12 protein-coding genes are annotated in these 14101 nt (G+C 59.8%); 6 read left to right on the top strand and 6 right to left on the bottom strand.

The annotated features are described in order from the left end of the window. Nucleotide 1: 1 nt before the first annotated feature. Nucleotides 2–625 (bottom strand): CDP-alcohol phosphatidyltransferase family protein, encoded by a 624-nt coding sequence (locus N005_RS19775; RefSeq protein ID WP_047702733.1) that lies wholly within the window; start codon nt 623–625, stop codon nt 2–4. A gap of 425 nt (nt 626–1050) precedes the next feature. Between N005_RS19775 and N005_RS19770 the strand changes: the two genes are divergently transcribed. Together N005_RS19770 and N005_RS19765 are read left to right on the top strand one after the other, a co-directional pair. Beyond that, nucleotides 1051–5907: an RHS repeat-associated core domain-containing protein gene (locus N005_RS19770; protein ID WP_047702732.1), complete on the top strand. Its 4857-nt coding sequence runs from the start codon at nt 1051–1053 to the stop codon at nt 5905–5907. A 4-nt stretch (nt 5908–5911) separates the two neighbouring features. Further along, a complete protein-coding gene (locus N005_RS19765) occupies nt 5912–6307 on the top strand; it encodes a hypothetical protein (protein ID WP_047702731.1) in 396 nt (131 codons plus the stop codon). A 168-nt stretch (nt 6308–6475) separates the two neighbouring features. On the opposite strand, the gene N005_RS19760 is transcribed toward N005_RS19765, so the two are convergent. Beyond that, the gene (locus tag N005_RS19760) at nt 6476–7387 is read right to left on the bottom strand and encodes a LysR family transcriptional regulator (RefSeq protein WP_047702730.1); all 912 of its coding nucleotides are present in this window, start codon (nt 7385–7387) and stop codon (nt 6476–6478) included. A gap of 97 nt (nt 7388–7484) precedes the next feature. On the opposite strand from N005_RS19760, the gene N005_RS19755 reads away from it, so the two are divergent. Together N005_RS19755 and N005_RS19750 are read left to right on the top strand one after the other, a co-directional pair. Continuing rightward, complete coding sequence (locus N005_RS19755; protein ID WP_047702729.1) at nt 7485–7931, top strand: ester cyclase; 447 nt, start codon at nt 7485–7487, stop codon at nt 7929–7931. Between the two features lie 12 nt (nt 7932–7943). Continuing rightward, nucleotides 7944–8864: an NADP-dependent oxidoreductase gene (locus N005_RS19750; RefSeq protein ID WP_047702728.1), complete on the top strand. Its 921-nt coding sequence runs from the start codon at nt 7944–7946 to the stop codon at nt 8862–8864. Between the two features lie 31 nt (nt 8865–8895). Here N005_RS19750 and N005_RS19745 read toward each other — a convergent pair whose 3' ends face one another. The 3 genes from N005_RS19745 to N005_RS19735 form a co-directional block, all read right to left on the bottom strand. Further along, nucleotides 8896–9123, bottom strand: coding sequence for a hypothetical protein (locus N005_RS19745; protein WP_047702727.1), 228 nt, complete (start codon nt 9121–9123; stop codon nt 8896–8898). After that, nucleotides 9120–10304 (bottom strand): colicin E3/pyocin S6 family cytotoxin, encoded by a 1185-nt coding sequence (locus tag N005_RS19740; RefSeq protein ID WP_047702726.1) that lies wholly within the window; start codon nt 10302–10304, stop codon nt 9120–9122. Before N005_RS19740 ends, N005_RS19745 begins: the two co-directional genes overlap by 4 nt. A 180-nt stretch (nt 10305–10484) precedes the next feature. After that, nucleotides 10485–11090: a gamma carbonic anhydrase family protein gene (locus N005_RS19735; RefSeq protein WP_047702725.1), complete on the bottom strand. Its 606-nt coding sequence runs from the start codon at nt 11088–11090 to the stop codon at nt 10485–10487. Nucleotides 11091–11611: 521 nt separating this feature from the next. Between N005_RS19735 and N005_RS19730 the strand changes: the two genes are divergently transcribed. Together N005_RS19730 and N005_RS19725 are read left to right on the top strand one after the other, a co-directional pair. Then, nucleotides 11612–12070, top strand: a complete 459-nt coding sequence (locus tag N005_RS19730) for a GNAT family N-acetyltransferase (protein WP_047702724.1) — start codon at nt 11612–11614, stop codon at nt 12068–12070. Nucleotides 12071–12530: 460 nt separating this feature from the next. After that, nucleotides 12531–12890 carry a DUF6124 family protein gene (locus tag N005_RS19725; RefSeq protein WP_047702723.1) on the top strand — a complete coding sequence of 120 codons (360 nt, stop codon included), beginning with the start codon at nt 12531–12533 and terminating at the stop codon, nt 12888–12890. 320 nt (nt 12891–13210) lie between these two features. On the opposite strand, the gene N005_RS19720 is transcribed toward N005_RS19725, so the two are convergent. Then, entirely contained in the window at nt 13211–13657 is a 447-nt protein-coding gene (locus tag N005_RS19720) for a hypothetical protein (RefSeq protein ID WP_231983258.1), read from the bottom strand. Between the last annotated feature and the right edge of the window lie 444 nt (nt 13658–14101).

The raw sequence follows: 14101 nt of genomic DNA, 5'->3' as shown, positions 1-14101 counted from the left end.
CTTATGCTGAGGGAGCGTTTTCCTTCACTTGGTCCAGGCCATGACGGACCCGGTTGACCAAGGTATAAACCAGCAGGGCGGCAACCGCCGCCATCACAGCATCGACCCACAGCGCCCCGAACCAACCCAAGGCAATACCGGTCGCCAACACGCCACATACAAAGGCCCGGTCACTCTTGCCCATGGGCCCGTCATAGCGCCGCGAAGCTCCGACCATCGCCCCCAGCACACCCGCGTATTCGCTGAACAACGCCAACAGCGTGACCAACAACACGAGCAACAGACTGGCATCGGGAATCAGGGCAAAGGGAAGGATCAGGGCCGCGTCGGCGATGATATCGCATAGCTCATTCAGGTAGGCACCCAGATGCGATTGCTGCCCGAACTCCCGCGCCAGCATGCCGTCCACGGCATTCAAGGCCATGCGCAGGAACATCCAGACCGGCACCAGCACAAACACCCACGGGTGACTGGCGAACCAGGCAATGAACACTCCCACCAGCACGGAAATGACGCCCGCGAGCAAGGTGATCTGGTTGGCAGTGACGCCCTTGTCGTAGAGCCGTTGGACGGCGGGGCGCAGCAGGTTCTGGAAGGCGGGTTTGAGCTGGTAGATGGAGGGCATCGGGGCGGGATCTCGGGCCGGTTTTTCGGGTGAACGGTGCAGATGCGAGATTACGACAGGTTGGGGGATTGCTGGTGGGTATTTGTTGGGAATGAGCTTCGGTCTACATCTCGCGCTGAATCAGCCAGCAATGGAAACACTCATTCAAATGTGGGAGCGAGCCTGCTCGCGATAGCGCTGTATCAGTCGACGGTGATGTCGGCTGTGTCGACGCCATCGCGAGCAGGCTCGCTCCCACATGGACTTGCGGATTTCCTGAGTCTCTAGCCCTGGCACAGATCCCCTGTGGGAGCAAAGCTTGCTCGCGATGGCATCGCGCCTGGATTTAGCGAATCGCCCTACATCCAATACCTCCTTCCCTGACTTATTTCCCCAGCTCGCCCCGGCAAAGTCTCGCGTCCGTTCCTGTACCGCGAGATCCCTGCATGTTTGCCCCCGACAAACTCCTGGCCCTGAACAACGCCATCGGCTCGCTGGTGGTGGCGGCCATGGACCCCGACCAGCCCGATGCGGCAACGGTACTGGCGGATTTTCGCAACTGCCTGAACGACTACGACAGTTGGGCGCAGAGCTTCTGGACCGGCTGGGCGCTGGACATCGAGCAGGTCTTCAAGGTCGGTAACGAGGTCGCCCTCGCAGCGCCGAAAAATCTCGATGAGCCCTTCATCGCCACCATGGCGACGTGTCCGGCGAGCGGCCCGCTGACGCTGGTGCACATGTTCCAGGCGGCGCGCTTCGTGCCGATCGGCGACACGCCGCTGATGCTGGAACCGGTCATCGACGGTGAACCGGGCAAGGAAACCTTCGGCGAGCCGCTCCATTACACCATCGGCCCCAGCGGCATCCTGGAAATTCCCGAATGCTGGCGGGGGCGCCGCTATCGCATCAGCTTCTTCCCCGAGGTCACCGCGGATCACGTCAAGGCGCTATACGTGTCTTACCAAGGGGTGATTGGCGAGCTTGAGGGTTGGCTGAAAGAGGAATGGAAAACCCAGTTTCAACCGCTCTGGGCGGAATTTTCCGACGCCGGGTTTCGCGAACGCTACAACCTGTTGCAGCAAGCCGACTGGCGCGGCCTCGATAACGCCCTGCAGGCACTGTGGGATGACGTCAAGCAGGTCTTCGAACTGCTGGCGGATTTGCAAGCCAACAGCGAGAAGCTGCTGGAGTACCTGACCCAGGCCGAGCTCGACCAATTGCTCCAGGCTTCATCCGAGGCGATTGCCAAAGGCCTGATGGTGCTGAGCGACGAGCCCTTGCTCTTCGTGCACATGGCTGCATTCGCCAGTTGGTTGCGGATGCTGCCGCCCCAGTACCTGGGCGAAGTCGTCGGGCAGGTACGGGCTTCGGTGCTGATCAATTTCCTGCTGATCCGCTTGACCGGCGCCCTCGGCCTGGGCGTGCGCATGAGTGGCAAGGTGCTGGACCAGCTCCAATCCGGGCGAGCTCGGGAGTGGTTGCGGGCGTCGAGCCAACGGCTGGGCCAATTCGCTCCGGACCGGCTCAACCAGCATACCGATGTGTTGAAACCGCTGGTGGTCAGCGCCCAGGGCGCGCCATTGAAACCGACCCCTGTCCGCCCGTTGCAGATTACGCCTGAGCATGGACCGTCCTTGTCGGTCAGCAATCCCGCCGCCGTGGCGCGGGAAAAATCCCAAAGTGCTACCCGGCTGAGCAAGTACGAACCCCACGACGACGCCCCGGCCCAATCGAAAAACCCCAACGGCGACAGCGCCGACAGCGCGGCCCTGACCCGCACCGACGGCTGCCCGGTGTCGATGGTCACCGGCGAAGAACTGCTGACCCTGGACGACGGCACGCTCGATGGCCGGCTGCCGTTCGTCTTCACCCGCCTGTACCGCAGCAGCGCGGCGGAGCAGGACGTGGGGCTGGGGCGCGGCTGGAGCCATGCCCTGGCGCACCGCCTGCAGCTTGAGGGCGAGCAGGTCATCTGGATCGACCAGGAAAACCGCCGCACCACCTTTCCGCTGCCCAACGCCCAGCGCCCGGCGATCCACAACAGCCTGGCCCGGGCGGCGATCTACCTGGGCAGCGAGCCGGACGAACTGATCGTCGCCCAACCCGGCGAAAACTCACCTTTCCTACACTTTCGCGACGGTTATCTCACCGCCCTCAGCGACCGCTTCGACAACCGCCTGACGATCCAGCGCAACATCCATGGCGACATCTGCCGCCTGGACAACGGTGCCGGGCGCGCCCTGCAGCTGCGCTACGAACAGCGCCACCTCGTCGCCCTCGACTACCAGAGCTTTCACCCGGCGCTGACCCTGGACGAAGCCTGGCGCACCGAACAGACCCTGGCGACCTACCGCTACGACGCACGCTCACGGCTGATCGAGGCCACCAACGCCGCCGGCGAAAGCGAGCGCTACGACTACGACGATGCCCACGTCATCCTCCAGCGGCAACTGGCCGGCGGCGCGAGCTTCTTCTGGGAATGGCAGGGCACCGGACAGGCGGCCCGCTGCGTGCGGCACTGGGCCTCGTTCGCGCAGATGGACACGCACTACAGCTGGGGCGAGGACGGCAGCGTCACGGTCCGCCACCTCGACGGCAGCGAAGAAACCTATGTCCACGACGACCGCGCGCGGCTGGTGCGCAAGGTCGAGCCCGACGGCGGCGAACACCTCAAGGCCTACGACGCACAGGGCCGGCTGATTGCCGAACAGGACCCGCTGGGCGCCGTCACCGAATACCACTACGACGAAGTCGGACGGCTGGTGGCGCTGATTCCCCCCGAAGACGCGCCCACGTCCTACGAATACCGCAACGGCTTCCTGCACACCCGTTCTCGCGGCAAGGCCATCTGGACCTACCGGCGCAACGACCGGGGCGAGGTGATCGAGGCCATCGACCCGGATCAACAGCGCACCCGCTATGCCTACGACGCCCACGGGCAGTTGCTGTCGATCCACTACCCGGACGGCAGCGAACACCGCTTCACCTGGAACCGGCTCGGCCAACTGACGGAAGAAACCCTGTCTGACGCCAGCCAGCGGGTTTTTGCCTACGACGTCCTGGGGCGCTTGCTGACCCGCCAGGACGAACACGGCGGGGTAACGCACTACCAATGGAACGCCGTGGGCCGTCTGCTGCAGACCACCTTGCCCAGCGGCGCCAGCCGCGCCTGGACCTACAACGCCTACGGCAAAGTCACCACCGAGCGCGACGAACAGGGCCGCGTCACCCGCTACGAATACGCCGACGACCTGCACCTGGTCAGCCGTCGCATCAATCCCGACGGCAGCACGCTGCACTACCGCTACGACTCGGCGCGGCTGCTGCTGACCGAGATCGAGAACGAGTCCGGTGAAAAATATCAGCTGGACTACACCCCCAGCGGCTTGATCCGACAGCAAGTCGGCTTCGACGGCCAACGCAGCGCCTATGCCTACGACCTCAATGGGCACTTGCTGGAAAAAACCGAGTTCGGTGCCGACGGCAGCCAGCTTATCACCGCCTACCAGCGCGACGCGGCCGGACGCCTGCTGATCAAGACCCTGCCCGACGGCCAGACAATCCAGTACCGCTACGACGGGTTGGGCCGGCTGGTGGATGTCGATGACGGCAGCGACCATCCGCTGGCCTTCGAATACGACACCCAGGACCGGCTGATCACCGAGCATCAGGGCTGGGGCACCCTGCGCTATGGCTACGACACCTGCGGGCGGCTCAATCACCTGCGCCTGCCGGACAACAGCAAGGTCGACTACCACCACGCCCCGGGTGGCGCGCTGACCGCCATCGACCTGAACGGCACCCGCCTCAGCGAACACCAGCTGCGTGGCGGCCGCGAACACCAGCGCCGACAGGGCCTGCTGCTCAGCCAGTACGAACACGACGAACAGGGCCGGCTCAAGGCCCACACTGTGCTGCAGAACCAGCAGACCTTGTTCTGGCGCGACTATGCCTACAGCCCCAAGGGCAACCTCGCCGCCCTTTCCGACAGCCGTCGAGGTCGGCGCGAATACCAGTACGACCCGCTCGACCGGCTGACCCGGATCGAGCATTCCCACGCCGATCCCACGGAACACTTCGCCCACGACCCGGCCGGCAACCTGCTGATGCAGGACCGTCCCGGCCCGACCCAGCTCAAGGGCAATCGTCTGCTGATGGAGGGCGACCGCCACTACGACTACGACGCCTTCGGTAACCTGATCCGCGAACGCCGCGGCAAGGCCCAGGCACTCGTCACCGAATACCGCTACGACAGCCAGCACCGCCTGATCGGCGTCACCACGGCGGACGGCCGCGAAACGGCCTACCGCTACGACGCCTTCGGCCGACGCATCAGCAAGACCGTGGCCGGCCTGACCACCGAATTCTTCTGGCAGGGCGACCAGCTCGTCGCCGAAAGCAGCCGCCAGCACCACCGCTGCTACCTCTACGAACCGGGCACCTTCCGCCCATTGGCACTGCTCGACGGCAAAGGCCTCAACGCCTGCCCGTTCTACTACCACCTCGACCACCTGGGCACGCCCCAGGAACTGACCAACTACGGCGGCCAGATCGTCTGGTCGGCGCGCTACCACGGCTACGGCAAAACCCGCGCGATAGAACACGGCGGCGGCGAACAACTGGAACAACCGCTGCGCTTCCAGGGCCAATACTTCGACCCGGAAAGCGGCCTGCACTACAACCGACACCGCTACTACAATCCGGAAACGGGCCGCTACCTGACGCCTGACCCGAGCAAGCTGGCGGGTGGGCTCAATGGGTATCGGTACACGCTGAACCCGACGGGGTGGGTGGATCCGTTGGGGTTGGTGGATTGCCCGGGGAAGGGTGGGTGCAAGGCGGCGGTTGGGGAGCAGGATCCGGCTGCGAAGGTTGGGGTGGATGTACGGGAGCCCAATCCTCCCCAAATCAAACAAAAAAATACCTATACCTATCGAGGTGACTCAAGGGAACCTTGGGAAATTTTTGATGTTGGTTTTGAGCCTCTAGGGTTTAGTACCGATTTGTTTTTACATGCCAAAGATAATCGAAGTCCACCGAGTATCTATGTCAGTACCACGACTTCGAAGTCGGAGGCAATAAAGTTTGCGACTGGGTTTGGACTCGAATCAGGGTACGTGTACGTGCTGAAAAATGTGGTGGGTATTGATGTTAATAAGAAATTGGGCTTGCTCTCGCCGCATCGAAAAGAGGTGGAGATAGCCGTTCCTGGTGGGGTTGATAAAAGAGACATAGTTGGGGCTACACCAGTGCATGCCGACGGTTCATATGTTGGTTACTCTATTCCTAATTTTGATAGGTGATGAAATGACTGTTAGGGAAGTTGTGATTGAAGTGGATGGTGTGACTGAAAGCGCGATATTCAAATGCGAGCGGAGAACTGTGACTATGATCGTTACGATGCCGGATGGAGTATCAAGGAGCTACACTGGGGTAGATTTTTATTATTGTTTGGGTAAGGTCAGGCAAGAGTTTCCTGATGTTAGATTTTTATGCAAAGGGGCGAAAATTAATGTCCATCCTTCGCGAATGTCTTCGCAGATGGCCAATGGCATAGTTGCTTATGAGCTGCGCTGGGGCGAGCCAGCAGACGAAGGCGATATAGTGAATATATTTGATTATGAGGACAAAGACTTGGTAACGGATATCCAGGAACAGTCTGATTATTATCAGGGTTGGCTGCAATCCCTGAGCAACTCATGATTCGGATCCAGAAATTTTTCTATCGTCTGACCCACCGCTATCGCGAGCAGGCTCGCTCCCACAGTGATTCGCGGGTGATCCCGAATCTCAACTTCACCACCAACCCCTGTGGGAGCGAGCCTGCTCGCGATAGCGATAGACCAGGCACCCACAACATCAAATGCAAAATCAAACCCGCCCAGCCACCTCCTCAACCAACCCCCTGAACCACTGCTGTGCCGGATGAGACTCGCTGCGCCGGTGCCAGATCAGGTCGAACGCCATCCGAGGCAATGTCACCGGCGGTGGAAACATCACCAGCTTGTTGCTGCCCGCCGCGCCCATCGCCACCCGTCTCATCACCGTGGCGGTCAAGCGGGTGCGGGCGATCAGCGAGGGCACCGCGAACATCTGCGGCAACGTCAGGGCCAGCTCGCGCTGCTTGCCCTGTTGAGCAAGGGCGTGATCCACCAGACCGTGCAGGTCTCCTTCAGGCGAGACCAGCACATGGCGCAGCTCCAGATAGGTCTTCAAGGTCATGGCACGACGGGTCACCGGATGGTCATGGGCGACGATGGTGACAAATTCATCGGTGAGCACGGTCCGGCTCAATATCCGCGCCGCCGCCTGAGTCGGCGGCACGCCCACTGCCGCGTCGATCAGGCCGCTGTCCAACATGTCGACCGCATGATCACGGTCGTTGAACGCATACACATTCACCGAAACCCCCGGCGCCTGTTCTGCGAGTGCCTGCAATAGCGTGGGCAGGAGCACATAGGCCGGGTAATCGGAGAGGCCGAGTTTGAACGCCAGCGAAGCCTTCCCGGGCTCGAACTCGGGCCGCTCCACCAAGGCGACTTGAAGTTGGTGCAGCGCCTGGGCAATCGGCACCGCCAAGTCCCGGGCCCGAGGTGTGGGCAAAAGCCCCTCGGCACTGCGGGCAAATAACGCGTCGCCGAGCAGCGTTCGCAGCCGCGCCAACGCGGCACTCATCGCCGGCTGGCTGACCCCCACCCGAGCCGCCGCGCGAGTGACATTGCGCTCCGTCATCAGCGCGTCGAAGGCCACCAGCAGGTTCAGATCAATTCCATGAAAATCCATAAATCAAATAATCATTCATATCGGCTATTTGTTAGACGGATCATAGCCCTCAATCCCAAACTCTCGCTACCACTCCACTTCAATGGCGAGAACCCCAATGACCCTATCAACCACTCACCTTTCAGAGCAGCTGCATGCCGAGCGCTTGGCCGTCGAAACCTTCTACCGTGCGTTCAGCGACAAACAGCCGGATCTCGTCGATGAAGTCCTCACCCATGACTGGGACGACATCCCGCTGGCACCCGGCCAGGCGCCAGGCCCGGAAGGCATCAAGGCCATCATCCGCAGCTTCGTCCAGGCGTTTCCCGATGTGCGGATCGTCGTCCACGACATGGTCCAGGAGCCCGGGAAAATGGGCGTGCGCGCCGAAATTACCGGCACCCATGCAGGCGAGCTCTTCGGCATCGCCGCCACCGGCAAGCACGTCAGTTTTCGCATTCATGAATTCCACACGTTCCGTGACGCGAAGCTGACCACGACGTGGCACATGGAAGACTGGTTTGCCCTGTTCCTCCAACTCGGCCAGTTCCCTGCCCAGGCCTGAAGGAGATTTCCCATGAAGAGCGCTTTGATTAATGAGTTCGGCGGCCCGGATGTTGTCGTCGAGGGCGAAGCGAGATTGCGACAGCCACAAGTCAACGAAGTGGTCGTGCGCATCGAGGCCGCCAGCGTCAACCCGCTGGACGTCAAAATCCTCGCCGGTTACATGCAGCCGATCTTCCCGGTGGAATTCCCCTATGCGCCAGGGACTGATTTCAGCGGCGTGATTGAGTCCGTCGGCGAGCAGGTGAGCGACCTCAAGACCGGAGACCGGGTGGTCGGCCGAACCTCCCCCTCGCAGGGTGGTGCGTTCGCCACCCATCTGGTCATCGCCGCCTCCGAGCTCTGCGTCATTCCCGCGCCGATGAGTTTCGAACAGGCCGCCGCATTGCCGACTGCATATGGCACCGCCACCCAGGCGCTTTTCGACATCGGCAAATTGCAGCGCGGCCAACGTGTGCTGATCCATGCTGGCGCCGGCGGCGTCGGCAGCATGGCGATCCAGCTGGCCCACCTCGCCGGTTGCCATGTGGTCGCAACGGCCTCAGCGAAAAACCTCGAACTGCTGAAAAGCCTGGGCGCCGATGAAGTCATTGACTACCGAAACCAGACCTTGGACAGCGTGAGGGAAATCGACCTGGTGCTCGACACCCTGGGCGACGAAACGCTGGAGGAATCCTGGCAAGTACTGCGCCCAGGCGGACGCATCTCGACCCTGGTGGAATTCAACATCGAAGGCCGGGACGGTCACGCGGGTGAGTTCGTCTTCTTCGCCAGCGCCGTGCCTTTCCTTCCAGAAGCGATTCGGCAGTTCAGTGCGGGGCAGTTGCAGATCGTCATTGATTCAACATTCACACTGGCTGAAAGCCGAGCGGCGTTGGAAAAGGTTGCCACTGGGCATGCCAGAGGGAAGGTGGTTGTTCGCCCAGGAGGCTGATCGTCAACACATCATCGACGTTCGCTGTTGATCAATTGCCGCTGCTGGTCAAAAAAAGCACCATGTTTCGAGGCAGCTCGATTGAGCATGCCTCTTCTAAAGCTTCAATTTGAGCTTTATCTAATTGATAGTCATACAAGTATTCTTCCTCGTTTATCCAATTCATTATTTCAGCTAGGTCCTTGCTATCAATCGGAAGCGCTATTTCGTATGACGCGAAATCCTCTCCGTCAACTACGCCCATTATTGTATGGTTCATGGTTCTACCGTCCTGCTCGGGTTGGCTGGTTTGGTCTGGACTCCGGTAACGTAGTCGAATTCCCCTAGGTGTTTTCCTCGCTTGTTATATTTTTCTACTGCGCCATGTTGAAAATCCCATTCATATATCGTTCTGTCTGGATCTTTCCAGCGAGGACGCAACCCGCCGCCTTTCATGCGTGTTTTGGGCGGTGCCCATCTAGCATCCGGGAAAGCAGGGAGGAGGTCCGGTTTTGGATAGTAGTCATGATGTGCAGTGTTCAAAACCACATAAACCGGCCGAACCCCCGCCCCCACCGGAAACACCAGAATGAAATCCCGATATTCCGGCGGATAGATCGGATCGACGATGATGCTGTCGGCCATCGGCGTCGGCGGGTAGATCCAGATGGGAGGTGCCTGCGGCGCCGCTTCCAGGGCAGGAATACCCAAGGTGTCGGACGGATCGACGGCTGGCGTCCAGATCAGCTCGATGCCGTCGCCCAGGTCGGCGACGTAGTGGTCGGCGCGAGGAGCCAGGTGAACGACGTCGACCATTTCCCAATCGCGGTTCTGACCCGTGTAGAAACCATAGCCCTTGAGGCTGCCATCGGCCTGTTGCTCGATTTGCAGGCGCATACGGCTACGGGCCTGCTTCAGGTCGCGTAGTTGTTCTTCGGAGTAAAGGGCGCTATCGCCCAGGCTGGAAGGCCAGAGCAAGGCAACCATGCCGGTTAACAATCCCGTGACGACGGTGCCACTGACCGCTGCCCCGGTTGCTTCAAGTGCGGTGCCGCCGAGAGTAAGCCTGCCCAATGACGCGGTTATCGTGCCGGCGCCAATCTGCTTGAGGGGCACAGTCCCCGATGCGTCAGTCCGTCTGCCGCCGAGCCAGACCAAGTTGCCGTACTGCCTGACCAAGTCAGCCGGCACATAGCCGTTGGGGTTGCTGTAATCAATGACACCGTCGGGTAACTTGCAGCTCTTGGCGAAAACGCTGCCGTTTATGGGCAGTAGCGTTTTATCGACCTTGGTCCAGCGTTCCTTTTCATAGGCGGCCTGTCGCGCAAGCATGGCTTCGTACTTCAATTGTCCGGCTTCACGCTCGGCCAATTCGCTGGGCGTCATGTCCCGATAGGTGACGTAATGCCCGTCGCCGCCGGGTGGGTTCTTGACTTGGGGGATGTCTTTTTGGCGTGTCACGGAGGGGCAGGTCTCGTCCAGTCGATGCGGGAGAGACGCTAACCCAGGGGCTAAGGCCGAGGCTGTAGGGGCTTTTTCTTATTGGCTACGCTGTTTCCTATAGGCCCTGTAGGAAATGCACGAGTAGGCGGACCGGGGGCGATCCGCCTCAACTCTAAAGGCCTTGCAGACCGCGTACAGTCAACCTTCCGTGGAATCGCCGCGCTCGCGCAGAAAACGTGCGTAACGCTCCATCATTTGCCGGACGACACCCTCGCTCTCGCGGTCGACGCCAAAGACGTACCGAGGGAAATCCAGGTCCTTCTGCACGTTCCAGATCTGCTCATGCTGGTCCGGGGGAAAGTACTGTGCCGGGGCGCCCACGGCGACCCAGCCGATCGGTACCGTCGCGCCTGGCGCTACCACGGTCCTGATGTGCACCACCCCGTTGATGCGGATCTCCGCGCCTTTGCCGATGCGAGCGCCGTTGAAAACGGACGCGCCGGTGGCGACAAACACCTCATCGTCAATCCAGCAACCGGTCAGGTGAGAGTGTGGTCCCACCATCACGTGATTGCCGATCCGACAGTCATCGTGGGAAGTGCTGCGGATGACCGCATTCTCCATGACGATACAGTTTTCCCCGATCACCACCGAGCCACCCTCCGCGATGAGTACCGCGCCGTGCCCCACGACGGTACCGGCACCGATGGACACATTGCCGTCCAGCACAGCGCTCGAGGCGATTCGCGCCGTGGGGGCAATATTCTGGTGTTGGGTGGCGTTCAGTTCGGATTTGTCAGTCATAGGCAAGGCTTCCTCTCCATGATTAAAGCATCGACTTCCCGCCGCATCTTCGCACCCAGCCATTGAAAAAAGCAGACCTTTGGCAGCGATAACATCGTTTCTCGGGTGCTGTGCTTTTCTCATATTGGCGACCGGATCCGATGAGTGACATTCGCGGGAATCCAGGGTGTGAAGGCGGGCAAGTCAGCTACGGCGACACCAATCCCTGTGGGAGCGAGCTTGCTCGCGATAGCAGTCCAGCAGCAACATCAACCCAACTGACCCACCGCCATCGCGAGCAGGCTCGCTCCCACAGCGGATCGACACTGAACGCCGCTTCAACGAACACCACAAAACCTGTGGGAGCCGGGCTTGCCCGCGAAGGCGGTAGCCCAGTCAACACCAATACAAGCTGACCCACCGCCTTGTGCCACAATCCCCAACCACGCCAGAGTCCGCGACTTATGCGTCCTGGCCCGCGGCAATAGCCTCGCGAGCCCATCATTGCCCACCCGTGACACCCGAAACAAGGAACGTTCCACATGCCGCAAATGGATTGGCTCAGCAACCACATGGACAAATGCGACCTGATGGCCGGATGGCTTTATCAGGAGTTCAGCTACGAATTCGCCCAACAATCCCTCCCCAGTTGGCAGCAGGAATTCTCAGCCGGGCAACGCGATGGGCGCTGGAAATGCCTGATCGCCATGGAATCAGGCCAACTACTGGGTGGCGCTTCACTTGCTGACAACGACTTGCCCGAGCGGCCAGAACTGGGTCCATGGTTGGCATGTGTCTACATCACAGCAGAAGCCCGACGCAGAGGGCTCGCCGCGCAGTTGATCGAAGGCATTTGTACTCATGCGAGGGAGGCTGGATTTTCCACCTTGTACCTGCACACCCACAGCCAGAGTCATTACTACGCCAAGCTGGGCTGGGAAGTGTTGGAGCGCTTCGAGGCCTGGGGGAAAGAGCAATACCTGATGGCTCGGCGTTTATAAGCAGCGCAAAGACAAGACCGGACGATCGATGACCCCCAATCCCCTGTGGGAGCGAGCCTGCTCGCGAAGCGATCCATCAGCCAACACCCAACCAACTGACCCATCGCCTTTCACCATAACGAAAAGCACGACACCGCCCCTACAGCCGACATCGCCTTGCGCCATTGCCTACAACTACGCCAGAATCCGCCGGCTTGTGTGCCTTGGGCCGCGTCGGTAGTTTGAAGCCTGTCACTGCTCATCAGTGATCGGGTTTCGCAGCCCGGACTCTATAGGCGCACAACGTCACCTTCGAAAGCAGATAGCCCATGTCTGTGATTTCGTCAGAGGTGGCTGTGCGTGGGAGACCTTTGGTCTGCCGGTCCCTAGAGTCCCGGTCTGCGAACCCGCGTACAGCTGCCACCCTAACTTCGTTTCGCAGCGGATGGTGGTAGCTCCAACAGACTCTAGGAGCTTTACCGTGGTCAAAATTACACCGACCCCCCCAGCTGCAGACGAAGCCGTGTCCCGTGTTCAGTCTGCTCGTAACAAGAAGCTTGATGATGCCGCCACCCGGGCTTTGGATTTCTATCTGAACCCTACGTCTGAGAAGGAAGCGTCTGACAAGCCCAACACTATTTTCCGTATTGCGCCTGATGTTGATTCGGAGTGTTTACTTGCTAACCTGAGTGAAAACCTGGCTTCGGCGAATGCCATGATCAGTGATCTGGCGTTTGATCTCGAAGGATCACGGCGACATGTGGCGTTGGGGATTTTGCAGGTGATTGAGTTGAGTGAGCTGCTGGCGAATCGGGCTCTGGATATTGTTGAGGTGAGGTAGGGCAGGGCATTCGCTGCCTCCTGGCGTAAAAAAGGTCTTGCTGAGCAAGACCTTTTTCGTATCCGAGAGTCTCGAAATGATACCGGGCGCATTCGTGTCTGAGCTGGGCTTTGAAGGGCTGGAATGGGAGGAGCCGTTGTGGCTTTGTGTTTAGCCGTTGAAAAGCACATTGCATCGGGCACACCACCCTTCAGCTGCACTCCGGCTCATTGGAAAACGGAAGGGAGGATGACCTGCATCGGCCATCGTCAAAACCAGTGAGAATCCCATGAATCTACGCCGAATCTCGTCGGCTGGAATGCTCATGCCTGCCCCATCGACTATTCGAAGAACCCCGCCCGACACCCTGTGGTCAATCTGTTGCCACTCAAAGTGCCAGCCTGTGACCCACGTGAAATCTCGAATTTGATAATCGCCGGTGGCGCTTTGGCATTGAGCGAGTTCTTGCTGGAGGGGTCAAAGACAAAAAATAGGGGGCTTGGAAAACCGAGCATCTGAGTATCGTCAAGGCTCAAACCGTCTTTCAGGTTGATCGAGGCTACAAGTGCTTTTGCTCGTCTCTTGCGCCGGATCAAATGCCATATGGAAAGGCAAAAAATAGAAACAGAAGCCAGGAAGAGCTGACGTCCTAAGACGGAAAGCTTATCGGGCCAATACGCAATCACGCCCCACACAAGTGCTGTCGTGGTAAGGCCGGATAACCAGGCGGCGGGGATCACCATACTGTTAGCGAGGCTGGTTCCGAGTGTCCTCAGACAGCTTTTCATTATTGATCCAATGTCATTTGTAGAAGAGCGCGCAGGTTATCACTGTGAGCGTTCAGGCATTACGCCTAGCTGGCTGAGTAGCGTGCTTTCGTACGGGTATTACGGTGACTTCAAGCATCCTTGTGTGTTTGTCTGCTGGTTTTCAGACATTAAAAAGCCGGCTTATGGCCGGCTTCTCGTTGACTGACTCAGTTCGTTTTTGACAAACCTCACCAGCCTTCAAAACGTACATCCGGCTCTTGCGGCCGGCTGTGGGACTTGGTCAGAAAGTGATCTGCCTTGTCGGTGCGAGGCGTGGGCTCGCAAATGTGGGGCGCAGGATACGCGGGTTTTCTTCGGAAGCCCAGGGGTAAGTGGTGTGGAATCATTGGGTTACCGGTGATTCAAGGGAAAAAACAGGGCTGCTTTGCAGCCCAGCGGGAGCAAGCTCCCTCGCCACAAAGG

The organism is Pseudomonas mediterranea CFBP 5447 (genome assembly GCF_000774145.1).
In the GTDB taxonomy this organism is placed as follows: Bacteria; Pseudomonadota; Gammaproteobacteria; order Pseudomonadales; family Pseudomonadaceae; genus Aquipseudomonas; species Aquipseudomonas mediterranea.
This window is presented reverse-complemented; position numbering and strand designations above follow the sequence as displayed.